This window comes from Bradyrhizobium sp. GW821-FHT13H05 (assembly GCF_058804065.1).
Genome location: NZ_JBXAPO010000002.1, coordinates 844345 through 862825 on the forward strand (window position 1 = coordinate 844345; position 18481 = coordinate 862825).

An 18481-nucleotide genomic window follows, 5' to 3' on the forward strand; every position below is an offset into this window, starting at 1 on the left:
AACCTCACACCCCGAGATATGCTTCCTTGACCGTGTCGCTCGCCAGCATCTCCGCCGAGGTGCCTGAGCTGCGGATCGTGCCGGCCTCGATCAGATAGGCGCGGTCGACCACGCGCAGCACCTGCTGCACGTTCTGCTCGACGATCAGCACCGTCAGACCACTTGCGCGAATGCGCTTCACCAGCTCGAACACCTGCTGCACCACGACCGGCGCCAGCCCCGCCGACGGCTCGTCGAGCAGCAGCAGCTTTGGATTGGACATCATCGCGCGGCCGATCGCGCACATCTGCTGCTCGCCGCCGGACATGGTGCCGGCCATCTGGTGGCGGCGTTCCTTCAGGCGCGGGAACAGGTCGAACACGACCTCCAGCCGCTCGGCATAGTGACCGCGCGCTTCCTTCATGAAGGCGCCCATCTTGAGATTGTCGTCGACACTGAGCTGCGGAAACAGCCGCCGGTTTTCCGGCACATGCGCGATGCCGAGGCTGACGATCTTGTGCGGCGGCGTCGCCACGACATCGACGCCCTCCATCGCGATCGACCCGCGCGAGGGGCGGATCAGGCCGGAGATCACGCGCATCAAGGTGGTCTTGCCCGCACCGTTCGGGCCGATCACGCCGACGGCCTCGCCGGCCCTCACGTCGAGATTGACGTCGAACAGCGCCTGGAAAGTGCCATAGCCGGCGTTGACGCCGCGGAGCTCCAGCATCGGCTAGCCTCCCGCCCGGCGGCGCGCTGCGGCGGCCGCGGCCTGGGTGGTCTCGGCATCGGTGCCGAGATAGACCTCGATCACGCGTGGATCGCCGGCAACGGCGCTCGGCAGGCCTTCCGAGATCTTCTCGCCGTGATCGAGCACCATGACGCGATCGACGACGCGCATCAGCACACCCATAATGTGCTCGACCCAGATGATGGTGATGCCGAGCTCGTCGCGGATGTTGCGCAGCATGTCGGCGGCCTGCCCCATCTCGGCCTCGTCGAGACCACCGAGGCTCTCGTCGGCGAGCAGGAGCTTTGGCGCAGTGGCGAGTGCTTTCGCCAATTCGAGCTTCTTCAGCCCGGCTGCGCCGAGGCCGTCAACGCTGGCATGGCGATCGGTCGGCAGGCCGACCATCGCCAGCGCTCGCTCGGCCGCTTCTTCGGCCTTGACGCGGCTGTGGCGGCCCTGGCCGTAGAAGCCAGCGAGCGCGACGCTCTCAAAGATGGTCAGGCGGCGGAAGGGGCGTGGGATCTGGAAGGTGCGGCCGATGCCGCGGTTGATGATCCGGTGTGGCGCAAGACCGGCGATCTCGTGTCCCGCGAACAGGATCGAACCTGAGGTCGGCGCCAGCGTGCCGGAGAGCATGTTGAAGATCGTACTCTTGCCCGAGCCGTTGGGCCCGATCAGGCCGAGGATCTCGCCCTGATCGACCTTGAACGACACGTTGTTCACGGCCGTGAAGCCGCCAAACCGCTTCACCAGCCCACTGACGTCCAGCACCTCAGCTCTCCGCCGCTACTGGTTGCTATAGGTGGTGCCTTTGGGCAGCGGCAGCACGGCCTCGCGCTGCGCCTGGCTCTTGGGCCACACCACGGAGGACTTATCGTCGATGTACTGGATCACGACAGGAAAAGAGCGTTCGTTCTGGCCAGACATCGGCGTGCCCTCGCCGTAGAACTTGACGCCGAAGCCCAGCATGGTGCCGCCCTCGGGAATGTCGGTGTCGAGCGCCGCCTTGCGCAGCGCATCGGGATCGACCCCGCCATATTTCTTGATCGCGCGCGGCAGCACGTCGCTCATGAAGACATAGGTGTTGGAGGCACCGATGCCGACATGCGCTGAACGGATCGCAACGCCGGGCTTGATCTTGTCGAACTCTTCGCCGACCATCTTGATCACGGCCGGAAGCTTGGGGTCCATGGTCTTCTGGTTGGCGAGCCAGATCGAGATCGGATCGGTGTTGAAGATGTAGGTGGCGTCCGCGCCCATGCCCTCCTTCAGCTTCTCATAGACACCGTAGCCCGCGCCATGCCCCATCAGCGCGCCGAACTTCAGCCCCTGCTCTCGGGCCTGCCGCAGCAACAGCGTGATGTCGGGGTTGTAGCCGGTGTGGAAAATCACGTCGGGCTTTGCGCGCTTCAGCTTGGTCACCAGCGCGGAGAGATCGGGCGCGGTCGCCGAATAGCCCTCCTTCATCACGACGTTGAAGCCTGCCTTCTTGGCACCGACTTCGTTGCCCTTGGAGACATCGACGCCATAGGCGCCGTCCTCATGGATGATGGCGACGCGCAGGTCCTTCGGCTCCTTGTCGAACTTCGCCTTGGCATTCTGTGCGATGAAATCCATCGTCATCATGCCGAACTGGTCGCCGCTCGCCTGCGGGCGGAAGACGTATTTGTAGCCCTTCTCGTTGAACACGGCCGACGAGATGCAGGTCGTCATCCACATGAACTTCTTGAGCTGCTCGACGCGGGCCGCGACCGGCACGCATTGCGCGGAGGAGAAGAAGCCGAGCACCATGTCGACCTTCTCCTGCTCGAGCAGGCGGACGGATTCGTTGATGGCGATGTCGGGCTTGCTCTGGGCGTCGGCGTAGACCGCCTCGATCTTGTAGCCCTCAACGCCGGTCTTGGCGAAATGATCGAGGATGATCTTGGCGCCGACATAGTTGAGCTCGGACCCGCCGCCTGCGAGTGGCCCGGTCAGGTCGAACACGACGCCGATCTTGATCTTCTTCTCTTGAGCCTTGTCTTGAGCCTTGTCCTGGGCCTCGGCCGAAGCCATCAAGCCCGTCGCTGATATCGCGACCAACAGCCCACGTACCAAACGGGCAGCCATGCGCAGGCGCATCTAAACCTCCCTGGACGATTGTGCATTGCATTCTTCTTGCTTTTGCTTTTTGGCCCATCACATGGGCTGCGCGCAGCGATGTCAAGCCTCGCGCATCAGCGCGAAGCGAACTGCTGCTCGACGAAGGCCGTGACAAATCGCGGCATGGACGGCGTGAGATCACTCACACCGCGCACGAGATGGATGGCCGATAGCTCCGGCTCGTCCTCGCGCGCGAGATTGGCTTCGATCCGGGCACGGGCCGCCTCACCCGGCATGTCCAGGTTGATGATTTGGATCATTGCAATCGACGGACCGGTGGCGACACAGTGCCAGCCGGGCTCGATCTGGTAGTCGGCAGTCGTCAGACCGGTTTCCTCACCGAGTTCGCGGACAACGCTGCCGGGAATGTCGAGTGCGCCGTCCCTGACATCGTCGAGGTCCGGCGTGCCCGAGGGGAAATAGATGCGGCCGGCATTGGCGGTATGCTGGGCCATCTCGCCCATCACGAAGGCACCGTCGGAGGCGCGCAGCGCGCCCATGCCAAAACCGTTGAACACCGCCTTGTCGGGGTAGCCCCAGTCGCGCCAGGCGAGGAAGTCCGCGAAATCGATCTCGAAATAGGTCGCCGAAAGATGACCGTCCGAGAACACGGCATCGCGTCCCAGCAGGACGCGGCCGTTCCAGATTTTTGGCCGCTCACGCTGTTTCTCGGCAAAATGCGCTGCGATCTCGGCGCGCCGCGCCTCAGCGAACGGCCAGACGATCGGCCGCACCGCAAGATCAAGCGTCGTAACGCGATGAATGACCAATGACGTCATGACGCCTGTTTACAATGCCTTCGCGTCAGTTATTTGGCGCTCCCCGTGGTCTTCTTGGCCTGCTCGACATATTTGTTGGTGAAGGTCTTGCTGACGTCGATCTTGGCGTTAGCGACCTCGGGCGAGCCGACGCTGAACACCGCGAGCACGGCATCGGCGCCCTTCGGATCCATCTTGCCGGTCTCGGAGAACATCGGGATCGTGTTCTTCAGTGCGGCGAGATAGAGCTCCTTGTTCTTGCCGACCATCTCCTCCGGCATCTTCGCCATGATCTCCTCAGGCGAATGCGAATGGATCCAGGCGATCGTGGCAAGCATTGCGTTGGTGAGCGCCTGCGTTTCCTTCTCGTGGCCATTGATCCAGGCCACCGTCGAGTACAGCGCGCCGCCCGGATATTCCCCGCCGAACGTCTCGAGCGTGTCCTTCTGCGTGCGGGTGTCGCTGAGGATGCGCAGGTCCGGGTGGCTGCCCTGGAGCACGGTGACGGCGGGATCGAGCATCACGGCCGCGTCGAGCTGGCCCTGCTCCATCGCGGCCACGGCCGTAGCCCCGAGGCCGACGCCGATTACGGCGGTGCCGGCGGGATCGAGCCCGTTCTTCTTGAGGAGATATTTCAGGAAGAAGTCGGTGGAGGAGCCGGGCGCGCTGACGCCGACCTTCTTGCCGGCGAGGTCCTTGACCGACTTGATGTCATTGGTCCGCGACGGCGCGACCACCAGCACGAGGCCGGGATAGCGGTCATAGACCACGAAGGCCTGAAGCTCCTGCTTCTTGGCGGCCAGATTGACGCAATGGTCGAAATAGCCGGAAACCACGTCGGCGCTGCCGCCAAGCACGGCCTTGAGCGCATCCGAGCCGCCCTTGAGGTCCACGAGCTCGACATTGAGGCCGGCCTTCTCATATTCGCCGAGCTGCTTGGCCAGCACTGTCGGCAGGTAGCACAGGCAGGCGCCGCCACCGACCGCGACCGTCACCTTGCTTTGCGCCGCGGCAAGACCGGTGGTGAGCGTCAGCGCGAGCAGCGCACCAGCGAGCCTGGCAATCGTGTTCTTCATTGGTTTCCTCCGTTCGGCTGGCGGCACCATAAAGCAGCGGGACTGGCTTGAGAAGCACTGCCTAAGTGCGACTCGCCATCGGCCTTTCCGCGCAATAGCATGGGTCCACAAGAACAATTCTTGATGGGGAGGATTATCCATGAATCGCCTTGCAATCGGGCTGTCGATCGCCGCCGCCTTTGCGGCCGGATGCGGCGCCAACCAGCTGCTTCGGCCGGCGCTGGCCGCCGAGAACGTCACCGCACAGATCATCCATACCGGCGAGATGGAGGGCGACGCGCTCGGCCCTGCCAACAATGTCGGCTACCGCTCAAAAATGTTCGCGAGCGCCGACGGCGCCACCATCTCGATCCAGGTCGGCAACGTGCCCAAGCACATGCATCCCAACACCAACGAGATCCAGTACATCCTGGACGGGACCGGAACGATCTGGCTCGGCGACAAGGAAGTCACGGTGAAGCCGGGCGACCTCGTGATCATCCCCAAGGGCACGCCGCATGGCGGGACCAAGCCGATCAGCGGTCAGGTCAAGGCGATCGCGATCAAGACGCCGCCGCAGGCGCCCGACGATACCAAGCTGCTGGACTAGGGTTTCACAATGTCGGGGCTCGCGCCGATGCGCGGGCCCCTTTTGCGGCTACCCGCGACCATCCACAGCCGGCCGCCACACCAGCAGGCGACGCTCCACCAGCGTGACGCCATAATCGATCAGGATGACGAAGGCCGACAGCACGAACATGCCGGCAAATACGCCGGCAACGTCGAACACGCCTTCGGCCTGCTGGATCAGATAGCCGAGCCCCGCCGCAGATCCCAGATATTCGCCGACGACGGCGCCGACCACGGCAAAGCCGACCGACGTATGCAGTGACGAGAACATCCAGGACAGCGCCGAGGGCCAGTAGACGTGCTGCATCAATTGCCGCTCGCTCATGCCGAGCATGCGGCCGTTGTCGAGCACGGTCCGGCTGACTTCCTTCACGCCCTGATAGACGTTGAAGAACACGATGAAGAATACCAGCGTCACGCCAAGCGCGACCTTGGACCAGATGCCGAGGCCCAGCCACAACGCGAAGATCGGCGCAAGCACCACGCGTGGCAACGCATTGACCATCTTCACGTAAGGATCGAACACGGCGGCAACGAGCGGCTGGCGCGCGAACCAGAAGCCGATCAGCACGCCGCCGGCCGATCCGATGACGAAGGCCAGCACCGATTCGGTCAGCGTGATACCGAGATGCCTCCAGATCACGCCGGACGAGAACCACTTCACGATCTGGGCGAAAACGTCGACGGGCTTCGAGAAAAAGAACGGCGGCAGCAGGATCTTGCCGAACACCGGCACGGTCGCAAGGAGCTGCCAAAGTGCGAGGCAGACGACCGCGACAAGGACTTGCAGCGCAAGCAGCGTCACGCGCGACATCAGACCGCCTCCGCCGCTTGGGTGGATTGCGCGTAGCCCTTCATCACCTCATCCTTGAGTACGCTCCAGATCTCGCGGTGGAGTGCGTGGAACTCCTTGTCCAGCCGCACCTCGAAAATGTCGCGCGGGCGTGGCAGTGTCACGCGCCAGTCGCCGATAATGTGCGAGGACGGCCCGGCCGACATGATCACGACGCGGTCGGCCAGCGCGATCGCCTCTTCGAGGTCGTGGGTCACGAACAGCACCGCCTTGCGATCGGCGTTCCAGAGATCGAGCAAGAGATTACCCATCACCTGCCGCGTTTGCGCATCGAGCGGTCCGAACGGCTCGTCCATCAGCAGGATATTCGGGTCGCGGATCAAGACCTGCGCCAGCGCCACACGCTTGCGCTGGCCGCCCGAGAGCATGTGCGGATAGCGACCCGCGAAGGCGCCCAGGCCCACCGACGTCAGCCATTTCTGCGCCCGCGACAACGCTTCAGTGCGCGGCGTGCCATGGATCTCAAGCCCGATTGCGACGTTGTCGAGCGCGGTTTTCCAGGGGAACAGTGCGTCCGCCTGGAACAAATAGCCGGCATCCCGGTTCAGCCCCGCAAGCGGCTGGTCGAAAATCTTGACGCTACCGGCGGCGGGCTTGAGCAGGCCGGCCGCGACGTTGAGTAGCGTCGATTTCCCGCAGCCGGTCGGGCCGACAATGGCGACGAACTCGCCCTGCGCCACCGAAAGATGCGCCTTCTCCACCGCCGTATAGACCCGGTCGTCCCCCAGCCGGAACGCGACCTTGGCATCTTCCAGCGCCACTGCCGTGGGCGTTGTCATGTGTTTCCTCCGAACTCGGTCGATGCCTTAGCCGCTCGCGCGGCCAAGTTCAATCAAGGCGCCAAGCGTGCTACGCATGGGATCTTGCCGCCCCCTTCCCCTCCTAGAGCCCACCCGCGATGCCTTCCAAGCCGGCGATCAGCTACCGAGAGGTCACCAAGAGCTTCGGTCGCCTCAAGGCCGTGGACGACGTATCGCTCGACATCGCCGAGGGTGAGTTTCTGGCCATCGTCGGCGGCTCGGGCTCGGGCAAGACGACGCTGCTGCGGCTCGCCAACCGGCTGATCGAGGCCAATGCCGGCGCGATCACGGTCGAGGGCGAGGACGTGCGGAACGTCGATCCGGTCGCGCTGCGGCGGCGGATCGGCTACGTCTTCCAGAGCGGCGGGCTGTTCCCGCATTTGAGCGTTGCCGACAATATCGGGATCACGCCAAAGCTGTTGGGCGCGCCGGCTGCGGCGATCGCAGCGCGCGTCGACGAACTTCTGGAGCTCGTGCAGCTGGACAGGGCCGCGCATCGCGACCGCCTGCCGGAGGCACTCTCAGGCGGTCAGCGCCAGCGCGTCGGCGTGGCGCGGGCGCTCGCGGCAAAACCGCGCATCGTGCTGATGGACGAGCCGTTCGGCGCTCTCGATCCCCTCACCCGCGACGCGCTCGGCGACGATTATCGTTCGCTGCATCGCAAGCTCGGCTTGACCACCGTCATGATCACGCACGACATGACGGAGGCCATCCTGCTCGCCGACCGCATCGCGGTGATGCGCAACGGAAAGCTGCTCGCGCAGGGCACGCCCGCGGAACTCTCCACAAGCGGCGACGCCTATGTGCTGGAGCTGTTGCGCACGCCGCGGCGCCAGGTCGAGCGGCTGAACGCGCTATTGCCGCAGAGCGGTGCGGCATGAGCCTGTTCACCGATCCGCGCTGGGGCGATGCGCTGTCGCATCTGCCCGACTATCTCGGCAACCATGTGCAGGTCAGCCTCGCCGCGCTCGCGCTCGGCCTTGCCGTCAGCCTGCCGCTCGCGATCCTGACCCGTAACCGCCCTGCACCGCGCGCCATTCTGCTTGCGCTCGCCAGCATCGTGCAGACGGTGCCGGGGCTGGCGCTGCTCGCGCTGTTCTATCCACTGCTGCTCGCGGCGGCCTCCCTGACACTCGCCTGGTTCGGCGTGTCCTTCTCCGCGTTCGGCTTCCTGCCGGCGATGCTGGCGCTGGCGCTCTATTCGATGCTGCCGGTGCTGCGCAACGGCATCACCGGGCTAAACGGCATCGACCCGGCGCTGATCGAAGCCGCTGAGGGAGTCGGCATGACCGCGCGGCAGTCGCTGGTCATGGTCGAGCTGCCGCTGGCGCTGCCGGTGATGATGGCGGGCATCCGCACCGCCGCGGTGTGGGTGATCGGCACCGCGACGCTCTCGACCCCGATCGGGCAGACCAGCCTCGGCAATTACATTTTTGCAGGACTTCAGACCCAGAACTGGGTGTTCGTCCTGTTCGGCTGTTTTGCCTCCGCCCTGCTGGCGCTCGCCGTCGATCAGCTGCTCGGCCTGATCGAGGGCGGACTGCGCCGCCGCAGCCGCCTGCGTACCGGGCTCGGCGCGGTCGGGATCGCGGCGCTGGTCGCGGCGGCGCTGGTGCCGTCGATGGGCCGCTCATCGCAGGGCTACGTCGTCGGTGCAAAAACCTTCGCCGAGCAATATGTGCTGTCAGCCCTGCTCAGGGATCGCCTCAAGACGGCCGGCCTGCCGGCCACCGCGCGCTCGGGCCTCGGCTCGAGCGTGATCTTCGAGGCGCTGAAGGCGGGCGACGTCGATCTCTATGTCGATTATTCCGGCACGCTCTGGGCCAACCAGCTCCATCGCACCGACATCAAGCCGCGCGCCGAGCTGCTCGCGGATTTGAAGACGGCGCTTGCCAAGGACAACATCACCCTGCTCGGCGAGCTCGGCTTCGAGAACGCCTATGCGCTGGTGGTGCCGAGGAAGCGCGCTGAAGCGCTCGGTATTCGCACCATCGCCGATCTTGCCGCCCATGCGTCAACGATGTCGATTGCCGGCGACTACGAGTTCTTCTCGCGCCCTGAATGGGCGGCTTTGCAAAAGGCCTATGGGCTGTCGTTCCGCGCCCAGCGCCAGATGCAGCCGGACTTCATGTACGCGGCGGTCGCCAGCGGCGAGGTCGACGTCATCGCCGGCTACACCAGCGACGGGCTGATCGCGAAATACGACCTCGTCGTGCTCGACGATCCCAGGCAAGCGATCCCACCCTACGACGCGATCCTGCTGCTCGCGCCGAAACGCGCCGGCGACGAGCGGCTCAAGACGGCGCTGAACCCGCTGCTCGGCAAAATCGATATCGCCACGATGCGCGAGGCCAATTTGCGCGCCAGCGGCAACGACGCGAATTCGTCGCCGGATGCGGTGGCGAAATGGCTGTGGGAAAAGGTGGGCCGGCGCTAGAACATGGCTCCGCGCCGGCGCCTTTGCTACGCCTTCTCGGTTGCCCCTCCGGAATCGACCCAGTCCTTGAAGCCGCCGACGTTGTAGACGTGGCCGTAGCCCATGTCCTGAAGCAGCTTGCCGGCGAGAGCAGAGCGACCGCCGGAGGCGCAATAGAGGATCACGACTTTGTCCTTGGCTAGCGCCTTGTCGTGATAGGGCGAGTCCGGATCGGCCCGAAACTCCAGCATGCCGCGGGAGATATTCAGGGCGCCGGGAATCTTGCTGCTCTTCTCGATCTCAGGCGCATCGCGCACGTCGAGCACGAGCGCGCCCTTGCCGATCATCTCCTTGGCTTGTGCCGGCGTGATCTTCGGCACGGCCGCGTTGGCGGCCTCCAGCATCTGCTTCACGGATATTGCCAATGACTTCTCCTTGGGTTCGCGGTTTGTCGAACGCCCCCACTAGCCGGCATCGTCTTTCACCGCGTCCATCGTTCGGAGGACAGCGCGAGGCAAACAGCGCGCGGAGCCTCGAAGGATGACGATGATAGAGGCTACAGCCCCCTGATCATGCCCGCATTGATCAGCAGGCGGTTCAGCCGGCGCGCCTCGGCGCCGTCCTTGCAGCCGTAGAAGGTGCCCTTGCAGCGGAGCATGATGTCCTTCTGCTCGGCGAAGGACGGGTCGAGCGGAATGCCGGCGGCTTCCTGGATGACCAGCGGCAGGTACGGACCGTCGATCGTGTCCATCACGGCCTCGCTCTTGACCGGCTCGAAATTGACGGCGTCGATCGCGTAATACGTCGCGTAGAGGCGCGGATCATAAGCATCCAGCTTCTTGCCGATGGCACCCTCGTCGAGCCGCGGCTCGAGGATGGCAGGTGCAAACTCGGGCTGATGATCGCCATAACGTACGATCAGGAAGGGCTCGCCCGGAAAATTCTTCTTCAGGCCGGCAACGAAAATCTTGTACTGCTCGGCGCTCATGGCCTGCCGGCGCAGATATTCGTCGATCGACGCCACGTTGCCCGGCGCGCGCCAGGTCGGCATCAGGTCCGGGCGGAAGCGCGTCTCCCAGGGAAAATGATTGGCGCCAAGATAGATGAAGGTGAACAGCGGCTTGTTCGGCGGCTGCAGGCCCATCAGCTGAAGCGCCTTGTCGTAGAAAAAAGAGTCCGGCTCGACGTCCTTGGCGCCGAGATCCTTCGAATCGAGGAAGCGCTCGACGCCGGTCGTCATCTGAAAGCTGCGCGCGCCCATGAAGCCGCCATAGGCGGGATAGAGCGACAGGGTGTCATAGCCGCAGCGGCGCAGCGCCAGCGGCAGGCCACGCTCGACGCGGCCCGTTGCGATGCGCGTCACGAAATAGGCGAAGCGGCCGAACGAGCGCGACGATAGCCCCGCAAGCACGTTGTATTCGGTGAACCAGCTCGGCCCGCCATTGCTCTCGGCGAGGAACGTGCGCTGCTTGCCGTCCCAGGATTTGAAGTGGCTGCCATAGCCCTGCGGCACCTTGATGCCCTGCGCGGCGCGGATGTCGAAACTCGATTCATCATGGATCATGATGATGTTCGGCCGGCGGCCGGTGGGATGGCAGGCATCGACCAGCGGCATGTTGAGCCGTTCATTGGTCGAGGCTGCCGATTCCATGAAGCCGTATTGCGCGAAGTCGGACACGGCGGTGACGCCGGAGCGGAAGAATTTCGAGAGATAGCCGTCGTCGTAATAGCCGCGCCAGGCTTCGTCCGGCTGATAGAGCGAATAGCCGACCAGCGCGGCAAGGCAGGCGAGCTTGCAGGCAAGCGCCGGCAGGCGGCGGATGCGGAACGGATCGAGCCACCACAGCGCGTACATCAGCGGCAGCGTGACGAGGCCGGCTCCGATTACCGACCAGCGCAAATTCGGGAAGATCGTGAACAGAAACGCGACGGTGTCGCGGTCGATCATCATCAGGTCGATGAAGTTGACCGTCATCTGCACGACGTCGTGCTTGAGCCGCGACAGCAGCACCAGCACGACGACCAATGTCAGCGACAGCGCACCCGACAGCGCCGGCCGCCGCAATAGCGTGATCCAGAAGAAGTTGAGGATGCCCCAAGCGAGCACGAAGGACAGCCGCGCGCCGAAATCGGTCTCGGTCTCGTACATCAGACCGAGCGCTGCGAGGTGCGGGGCGGCAACCGCCAGCAGCCGCCAGATTCCGAGCGCGGCGACGCTCGCCAGCACGGCGGTCGTGGCAGAAGGACCTGGATTGGGCGCGGACGCCATCGACGACACGCAACAGCTGGTCCGGCGCGGAAATGCCAAGCCGCCTGGCGGGCCTGCGGCGTTCGGCGCAGCCGGAAAGCCTGCACCGTGTCACAAAACTGTAATTGAATGGTCAAGGACAAGCAACGCGTGTTCCCGGTCCGACCTTCGCTTAATGTTAGCACGCGGCGAATGTGCCGCACGGCGAGCAACGCTAGCGCTTGGCGATCCCGGCGATGAACAGATCGATCACTCCCTCCGCCATCCGCTCGATCTCCCCCGCCTCCACGCCCCAGCGCGGAAAATGCCCATCGAGATTCATCCGGGCAAAACCGTAGACCAGGGCGCGGCCGGCGATCTGGACCCGCTTGAGGTCATCCGGCCACAGCAGGCCCTGCTCTGCCGCATCCGTCAGCATCCGCTCCGTCAGCGCGACCAGCTCGGCATTGTCGCGGGTCAGCTCCGCAGAGCTGCCATGGGTGAAGTAGCGCCCCGTCGAGATGATCTCGAAATGAGCCGGGTTGCGCATCGCCCAGCGCAAGTAGGCAAGGCCAAAGGCGCGGAAACGCGCGAGCGGATCCGTGGCCGGAGCCTCGCCCAGCGCTACCTCGATCTCGGCACGGAAGCGCCGCTGCGCCTCCTCGGCCGCCGCCGCCATCAGCGCATCGCGGTTGGGGAAGTGCCGGAACGGCGCCCCCGGCGACACGGCTGCACGACGCGCGGCCTCGCGGACCGAGACTTCGGCGCCCTCGGCTGCCAGCTGCAGCGCAGCGTCGATGAGGACGCGGCGGAGGTCGCCGTGATGGTACGGCCGGGCTTCGGGCGTTTGGCGGCGGGCGCGAGGCTTGGGAGGCTGTCGGGCAGGCATGGCGCTTCCTAGCATCACCCGAACGTGAATGTAAGCAGCGATTACACCGTTGACGGGACAGCTATGCCGAAATGTAATCGATGATTACATAATGGAGGAGATTGCCATGTCGCGACGTCAAAACTGGTTCGAAGGCTGGCGGCTGCTGGCCGTCCTCGCACTGAGCCTTATCGCGCTCAGCCTGTGGATCGCCTCGATGCGTCAGTTCGAGGTCGAGGGCGTACGGATGGTGATCCGCTTTACCGCGAGAAGCTCGCTGCTGCTGTTCTGCCTCGCCTTCAGCGCCGCGGCTCTCGCCCGGCTGTGGCCGAATGCCTGGACGCGCTGGCAACGCCGCAACCGCCGCTATCTGGGCCTGAGTTTTGCCGTCTCCCACACCGTCCATGCAATTGCGATTGCCGCGTTCGCCAGCATGGATCCTTCCGGCTTTGCGGAGGCGACGTCGGCCGCTTCCTACATCTTCGGCGGCATCGGCTATGCCATCATCATCGCCATGAGCGCGACCTCGTTCGACCGCACCGCCGCGCTGCTCGGACCCCGCGCCTGGCGCGCGCTGCACCTCACCGGCGGCTATTACCTCTGGTTCCAGTTCATGGTGTCGTTCGGCAAGCGCGTGCCGGCGATGCCGCTCTATGCCGCCTTCCTCGTTCCGCTGCTTGCCGTGATGGCACTGCGGCTGATCGCGATGGCTGCCCATCCACGCGAACGGACCGTCGTGGCCCGCTGAAGCGGGGCGTCAGCCCTGCGGCAGCAGTCCGAGCTGCTTGGCGATGATCCGATCGAGCGTCCGCTTCGGCAGCACGACCGCCATCAGATGACGCATCCGGTTGGGCGTGATCTGGTAGCGGACCTTGGGGCTTGCCGCCGTCAGCGCCTCGAACACGATTTCGGCGATGCGCTCGGCGGGCAGCCCATTGGCGCCGAGCGCCATCATATACGCCATGACCTTGTTCAACGCCGGCAGATAGGGCGAGTTCTTGTAGACGGAGAGATCGATCTCTTCGGCCTTGCTCCAGATCGGCGTCTTCACCGCGCCGGGGGCGACGATGATGACGTCGATGCCGAACAGCATCAGTTCGCGGCGCAGGCTCTCCGAGAGGCCCTCGACGGCGTGCTTGGAGGTGCAGTAGGGCGCCGACAGCGGATTGCCGTTCTTGCCCGCGACCGAGCTGATCATCACGATCCGCCCTTTCGGCCCCTTCAGCGACCGGTCCGCACCGAGCAGTGGCCCGAAAGCCTGCGTCGCGATGACGGGTCCAATGACGTTGATGTCCATCTGGCGGCGGAAATCGGCGGCAGGCAATTCGAGCACGGGACCGGCGACCGCGACACCGGCATTGTTGACGAGGCCCGCCAACGTCTCGCCGCCCAGCGCCTCGCGGACTGTTCGCGCAGCAGCCAGGACTGCGACCTCATCGGTAACGTCGAACAAGAGCGGCGTGAAATTGGTGCCGAACTCACGCGTGAGCCGGTCGGCATCGGCCTGCTTGCGAACGCTGCCGAAGACGCGATAGCCGCGCCCGATCAGGAATTTTGCAATGGCCCAGCCGATGCCGGTGGACGCGCCGGTGACGACGACGGATCGCATGGTCTTTCCCCCCAAGAGTTCCCGGGATCATGTAGGAGGAAGGTACCGGTGCGCAATGCCGCCCCGACTCTCAGCCAGCGCAGCCTATGTCGGTTCTTAAGATGAAGCGGCGCGCGAGCGTCGCGACATCAGATCAAATGCGCCTTCAAAATGCGGATGAAGAGCCGAATCCTCGACTCTGAAAACGCAGCGCTTTTGGCGATTGGAGGTTTCTGAAAAAGTTCTGAAAAACGACGCCAGACCAAGAATGTGGTTTAGGCGTCAGTTCTTCGTGCTCGGAGGCCACTTCAACTCGCGAAGAATTTGAATGAAGCAGCAATGCTTCGCGCGAGTAGAAAAGAGCGAGACCGCTGTTTGCGATCCCGCTCGAATATAGTCGTGAAGGTTTAAGATTTGGTTTGGCGAGCGAAGCTTGTGTTTTTCGCTCGCGTGTCCCGGATCAGCAGCGCACGCTTACGCGCCGCTGCGTCCGGGGAATGCAAACCTCAGTTCTTCGACTTGTCGACCAGCGCGCCCTTCTTGATCCAGGGCATCATGTCGCGCAGCTTGGCGCCGACTTCCTCGATCGGGTGCTGGGCGAGCTTGGCGCGGGTCGCCTTGAACGAGGTCTGGTTGACCTTGTTCTCGAGCATCCAGTCGCGGGCGAACTTGCCGCCCTGGATGTCGGCGAGAACGCGCTTCATCTCGGCCTTGGTCTCGGCGGTGACGATGCGCGGGCCGGTAACGTACTCGCCGTACTCGGCGGTGTTCGAGATCGAGTAGTTCATGTTGGCGATGCCGCCTTCATAGATCAGGTCGACGATCAGCTTCACTTCGTGCAGGCACTCGAAATAGGCCATCTCCGGAGCGTAGCCGGCTTCGACCAGGGTCTCGTAGCCGCCCTTGATCAGCTCGACCAGACCGCCGCAGAGCACGACCTGCTCGCCGAACAGATCGGTCTCGCACTCTTCCTTGAAGGTGGTCTCGATGATGCCGGCGCGACCGCCGCCGACAGCGGAGGCGTAGGACAGGCCGAGATCATGGGCGTTGCCCGAGACGTCCTTGGCGATCGCGATCAGGCAGGGCACGCCGCCGCCGCGCTGATACTCCGAGCGCACGGTGTGGCCGGGGCCCTTCGGCGCGATCATCAGCACGTCGAGGTCGGCGCGCGGGTCGAGCAGGTTGAAGTGGACGTTGAGGCCGTGCGCGAACACGAGGGCGGCGCCCTTCTTCATGTTGTCGTGCAGGTGCTCGCGGTAGATGTCGCCCTGGAGCTCGTCCGGGGTCAGCATCATGACGAGGTCGGCCCATTTGGCGGCTTCGGCGACTTCCATCACCTTGAAGCCGGCGGCTTCCGCCTTCTTGACCGAGCCCGAGTCCTTGCGCAGCGCAATGGCGACGTCCTTGACGCCGGAATCCTTGAGGTTGAGCGCATGGGCGTGGCCCTGGCTACCGTAGCCGACGATGGCGACCTTCTTGCCCTTGATCAGGTTCAGGTCGGCGTCGCGATCGTAATAAACACGCATAGTCGTTTCCTCATTCAGGGCCAGAATCGGCCAAAGGTCAGTGTCCGAAGGGCGAAATTTGCGGATTTCGGGGGCTGTCTAGAGCATTTTGGCCCCTTAAGGAAACCCGTTTCTGCATGGAAATCCGCGACATCATGCATCCATAAAAACGGGGTAGAGGGAGGCGAGCAGCAAGATTGCCATCACGATGTTGAAGGCCCGGACCAGCCGCTCGGAGGTCAGGACCGGCCGTAGTGCAGTGCCGAACAGGGCCCAGACCACGGTCGAGACCGTGCCCACGAGCAGGCTGATCAGGGTCTGGATCGCGATGTTGACCGGAAACTGGGCAATCGCCGCATAGGCGGTGATGGTGCCGATCACGATCACCCAGCCCTTGGCGTTGATCCACTGGAACATCGCGGCGCCCCAGAAGGTCATCGGGCCGCGGCCGCTGTCGCCGCCCGGCGTGGTCGGGCCGGACATGGCGATCGCGGCAGCGAGATAGATCAGATAGGCCGCGCCGGCATATTTCAGGATGGTCTGGAGGATGGGATAGGCCAGGAACACGGTGCCGAGCCCGAGGCCCACCGCAGCGACCATGAAGGCAAAGCCGATGACGATGCCGGCGATGTGCGGGATGGTGCGCCGGAAGCCGTAGGTCAGGCCCGAGGCCAGCAGCATGATGTTGTTCGGCCCGGGGGTGAAGTACATCACCACCATGAAGGCGAGGAAGGCATAGAAGAGCGAGTAGGCCATCATCACCTCATGCCGTCTTCGGCAGGACTTGCGGACGCTTCACCAGCACCATCACCGCGATACCGCCGATCACGGTGACCATGCCGGCCAGACGCAACGGCCCGAACCGTTCGCCGAACACGATGCTGGAGGCGAGCGAGCCGACAAACGGCACGAGCAGCGCGAACGGCACCACGTGGGCGGCCGGATAGTCGCGCAGCAACCGGCCCCAGAGCCAGTAGGCGATGCTGGTGGAAATGCCGCCGAGCATCAGCATGCACAGCGCGGCGGTCAGCGACATATGCGCCAGCGATGTCCATGTCGGCGCCGGCCCGTTGACGACCAGCGCCAGCGCGAACAGCGGCACGGCCGAGGCAAGGCACAGCCAGGCGAACAGGTCGAACATCGGTGCGCCACGGGCACCACGCAACAGAACGTTGCCGATCGCAAAGCTGATCGGCGCGATCATCAGCACCGCGAAGGCACTAACGCTGAAATCATAACCGACGGTGCCACAGATCATCAGCAGGCCGGCCGCTGCGATGACGATGCCCAGCGCCTGCACCGGCGTCGGCCGCTCGCCGAATGCGATCGCGGCAAGGCCGATGGTGAACAACGCCTGGCTCTGCACGACGACGGAGGTCAAGCCCACCGGCACGCCGTGGGCGATGCCATAGGCTTGGCTCAGGAACTGACCGAGGAAAAGCGTGAAGCTGATCGCGATCAGCAGCGACCAGGCGACCTTGGGCTTGGGGATGAACAGGCACGGCACCGCGGCGATGGTGAAGCGCATCGCGGTCATCAGCTCCGGCGAAAACTCGTCGAGCGCAATCCGGCTCGCCACGAAGGCAAGCCCCCAGATGATCGCCACCAGGATGGCGATGAGGGTGTCGGCCGGCTTCATTGTTGTTCCCGGTTCTGCTCTGTCGTGCAGCCTGTTTGTTGTTCTGGTCTAGCCTTGCTCGCCGGCTTTCGGCTTCCGCAGCAGATAAGTGCCATGCATCGGCGCGTGATAGTCGGCCGAGACCAGCGTGAAGCCCACGTCGGTCAGCATCCGCTCCATCACCCAGCCGAAGGTGGAATATTCGTCCCGCATATGCGCCACCACGCTCTCGCGCGCGAAATCGTGGTTCTTGATATGGAAGTCGGCCCATTGCTCGACGTCGCGCTCGATTGCATCGGGCATCGACGCATAGACGATGTCGCGCAGATAGAAGGTCGCGCCCGGCTTCAGCGCGCGAAAGATCCGTGACATCGCCACCGCCTTCCAGAAATCCGGCAGATGATGCAGCGTGAACTCACTGACGATCAAATCGTAGGATTCCGGCTGGTAGGCGAAGCTGAGCAGGCCGGCCGACTGCGTCGCGACCTTGGTCTTGCGGTCCCGCGCATAGATCTCTGCGAGCGCCAGCATCGCCGGCGAAATATCGATGGCATCGACCTGCGCGCCCATCAGCGACGCTTCGGTCGCCAGCACGCCGTTGCCGCAGCCGATATCGGCAATCCGCCAGCCCCGCTCTACGCCCAACATCTTCAGCGCGGCGCGCGCACGCAGATCGGCATCGTCGTGGGAGTCGTAGATCGACGCCACCGTGGGCCCGATGCCCATCCGGTTCCGCTCATTATAGTACCAGTCGCGCGCCAGCATGGTTCACATCCCTTCAGGCCCGCGGCCGATCGCGGCAACGCCGGTGCGCGACACCTCGACAAGGCCGAGCGGGCGCATCAGGTCGATAAACTGATTGATCTTGTCGGTATTGCCTGTGATCTCGAACACAAAGCTCTCGGTGGTGGCGTCGATCACGCGGGCGCGGAACGCATCCGCCAGCCTGAGCGCCTCGACGCGATGCTCGCCCTGCCCGCGCACCTTCACCATCGCCAGCTCGCGCTCGATCGAGCGCTTGGTCTGGGTCATGTCGACGACCTGGTAGACCGGGACCATGCGGTCGAGCTGGTGCTTGATCTGCGCGATCACCATCGGCGTGCCCGTGGTGACGATGGTGATGCGCGACAGATGCTTCTGGGCTTCGGTCTCCGAGACCGTGAGGCTCTCGATGTTGTAGCCACGGCCGGAGAACAGGCCGATGACGCGCGCGAGCACGCCGGGCTCGTTCTGCACGAGCACCGCGAGCGTGTGCGTCTCGTTGGGATCGTGGCGCTCCTCGATGAAATAGGCGGATGCCGGCTGGTTCATT

20 protein-coding genes are annotated in these 18481 nt (G+C 64.3%); 4 read left to right on the top strand and 16 right to left on the bottom strand.

The features are described 5' to 3' along the window. Window positions 1–4: 4 nt before the first annotated feature. The 5 genes from AC1RR3_RS08280 to AC1RR3_RS08300 all read right to left on the bottom strand — a co-directional run bounded on the left by AC1RR3_RS08280 (window position 5) and on the right by AC1RR3_RS08300 (window position 4685). Window positions 5–709 carry an ABC transporter ATP-binding protein gene (locus tag AC1RR3_RS08280; RefSeq protein WP_492821205.1) on the bottom strand — a complete coding sequence of 235 codons (705 nt, stop codon included), beginning with the start codon at window positions 707–709 and terminating at the stop codon, window positions 5–7. A gap of 3 nt (window positions 710–712) precedes the next feature. After that, window positions 713–1480 (bottom strand): ABC transporter ATP-binding protein, encoded by a 768-nt coding sequence (locus tag AC1RR3_RS08285; protein ID WP_492821207.1) that lies wholly within the window; start codon window positions 1478–1480, stop codon window positions 713–715. A gap of 15 nt (window positions 1481–1495) precedes the next feature. Next, on the bottom strand, window positions 1496–2830 hold the full coding sequence (locus AC1RR3_RS08290) for an ABC transporter substrate-binding protein (protein WP_492821209.1): 1335 nt from the start codon (window positions 2828–2830) through the stop codon (window positions 1496–1498). 95 nt (window positions 2831–2925) lie between these two features. After that, window positions 2926–3630 (bottom strand): NUDIX hydrolase, encoded by a 705-nt coding sequence (locus AC1RR3_RS08295; protein ID WP_492821211.1) that lies wholly within the window; start codon window positions 3628–3630, stop codon window positions 2926–2928. 29 nt (window positions 3631–3659) lie between these two features. Next, window positions 3660–4685 (bottom strand): ABC transporter substrate-binding protein, encoded by a 1026-nt coding sequence (locus AC1RR3_RS08300; RefSeq protein ID WP_492821213.1) that lies wholly within the window; start codon window positions 4683–4685, stop codon window positions 3660–3662. 139 nt (window positions 4686–4824) lie between these two features. On the opposite strand from AC1RR3_RS08300, the gene AC1RR3_RS08305 reads away from it, so the two are divergent. Then, window positions 4825–5274: a cupin domain-containing protein gene (locus tag AC1RR3_RS08305; RefSeq protein WP_015684397.1), complete on the top strand. Its 450-nt coding sequence runs from the start codon at window positions 4825–4827 to the stop codon at window positions 5272–5274. 48 nt (window positions 5275–5322) lie between these two features. Here AC1RR3_RS08305 and AC1RR3_RS08310 read toward each other — a convergent pair whose 3' ends face one another. Continuing rightward, window positions 5323–6108, bottom strand: a complete 786-nt coding sequence (locus AC1RR3_RS08310; RefSeq protein ID WP_492821216.1) for an ABC transporter permease — start codon at window positions 6106–6108, stop codon at window positions 5323–5325. Continuing rightward, window positions 6108–6926, bottom strand: coding sequence for an ABC transporter ATP-binding protein (locus AC1RR3_RS08315; RefSeq protein ID WP_492821218.1), 819 nt, complete (start codon window positions 6924–6926; stop codon window positions 6108–6110). Before AC1RR3_RS08315 ends, AC1RR3_RS08310 begins: the two co-directional genes overlap by 1 nt. 119 nt (window positions 6927–7045) lie before the next feature. Between AC1RR3_RS08315 and AC1RR3_RS08320 the strand changes: the two genes are divergently transcribed. Beyond that, a complete protein-coding gene (locus AC1RR3_RS08320) occupies window positions 7046–7828 on the top strand; it encodes an ATP-binding cassette domain-containing protein (RefSeq protein ID WP_492821220.1) in 783 nt (260 codons plus the stop codon). After that, window positions 7825–9384, top strand: coding sequence for a glycine betaine ABC transporter substrate-binding protein (locus tag AC1RR3_RS08325; protein WP_492821222.1), 1560 nt, complete (start codon window positions 7825–7827; stop codon window positions 9382–9384). Before AC1RR3_RS08320 ends, AC1RR3_RS08325 begins: the two co-directional genes overlap by 4 nt. A 26-nt stretch (window positions 9385–9410) precedes the next feature. Here AC1RR3_RS08325 and AC1RR3_RS08330 read toward each other — a convergent pair whose 3' ends face one another. The 3 genes from AC1RR3_RS08330 to AC1RR3_RS08340 form a co-directional block, all read right to left on the bottom strand. Next, window positions 9411–9788, bottom strand: coding sequence for a rhodanese-like domain-containing protein (locus AC1RR3_RS08330; RefSeq protein ID WP_492821224.1), 378 nt, complete (start codon window positions 9786–9788; stop codon window positions 9411–9413). A gap of 131 nt (window positions 9789–9919) precedes the next feature. Then, the gene (locus tag AC1RR3_RS08335) at window positions 9920–11632 is read right to left on the bottom strand and encodes a sulfatase-like hydrolase/transferase (protein ID WP_492821226.1); all 1713 of its coding nucleotides are present in this window, start codon (window positions 11630–11632) and stop codon (window positions 9920–9922) included. 193 nt (window positions 11633–11825) lie between these two features. Continuing rightward, a complete protein-coding gene (locus tag AC1RR3_RS08340) occupies window positions 11826–12479 on the bottom strand; it encodes a TetR/AcrR family transcriptional regulator (protein WP_492821228.1) in 654 nt (217 codons plus the stop codon). A 106-nt stretch (window positions 12480–12585) separates the two neighbouring features. Here AC1RR3_RS08340 and AC1RR3_RS08345 point away from each other — a divergent pair, with 106 nt between their 5' ends. Next, complete coding sequence (locus tag AC1RR3_RS08345; RefSeq protein ID WP_492821230.1) at window positions 12586–13206, top strand: hypothetical protein; 621 nt, start codon at window positions 12586–12588, stop codon at window positions 13204–13206. Window positions 13207–13215: 9 nt separating this feature from the next. On the opposite strand, the gene AC1RR3_RS08350 is transcribed toward AC1RR3_RS08345, so the two are convergent. The 6 genes from AC1RR3_RS08350 to ilvN form a co-directional block, all read right to left on the bottom strand. Beyond that, complete coding sequence (locus tag AC1RR3_RS08350) at window positions 13216–14067, bottom strand: SDR family oxidoreductase (protein ID WP_492821232.1); 852 nt, start codon at window positions 14065–14067, stop codon at window positions 13216–13218. Window positions 14068–14552: 485 nt separating this feature from the next. Further along, on the bottom strand, window positions 14553–15572 hold the full coding sequence (ilvC, locus tag AC1RR3_RS08355; protein ID WP_028145443.1) for a ketol-acid reductoisomerase: 1020 nt from the start codon (window positions 15570–15572) through the stop codon (window positions 14553–14555). 132 nt (window positions 15573–15704) lie between these two features. Further along, window positions 15705–16307, bottom strand: a complete 603-nt coding sequence (locus AC1RR3_RS08360; protein WP_492821235.1) for a LysE family translocator — start codon at window positions 16305–16307, stop codon at window positions 15705–15707. Window positions 16308–16314: 7 nt separating this feature from the next. Beyond that, window positions 16315–17190, bottom strand: coding sequence for an EamA family transporter (locus tag AC1RR3_RS08365; RefSeq protein ID WP_492821237.1), 876 nt, complete (start codon window positions 17188–17190; stop codon window positions 16315–16317). Window positions 17191–17238: 48 nt separating this feature from the next. Beyond that, on the bottom strand, window positions 17239–17934 hold the full coding sequence (locus tag AC1RR3_RS08370) for a class I SAM-dependent methyltransferase (RefSeq protein WP_492821239.1): 696 nt from the start codon (window positions 17932–17934) through the stop codon (window positions 17239–17241). A 3-nt stretch (window positions 17935–17937) separates the two neighbouring features. Further along, complete coding sequence (gene ilvN, locus AC1RR3_RS08375; protein WP_492821241.1) at window positions 17938–18480, bottom strand: acetolactate synthase small subunit; 543 nt, start codon at window positions 18478–18480, stop codon at window positions 17938–17940. Window position 18481 lies beyond the last annotated feature (1 nt).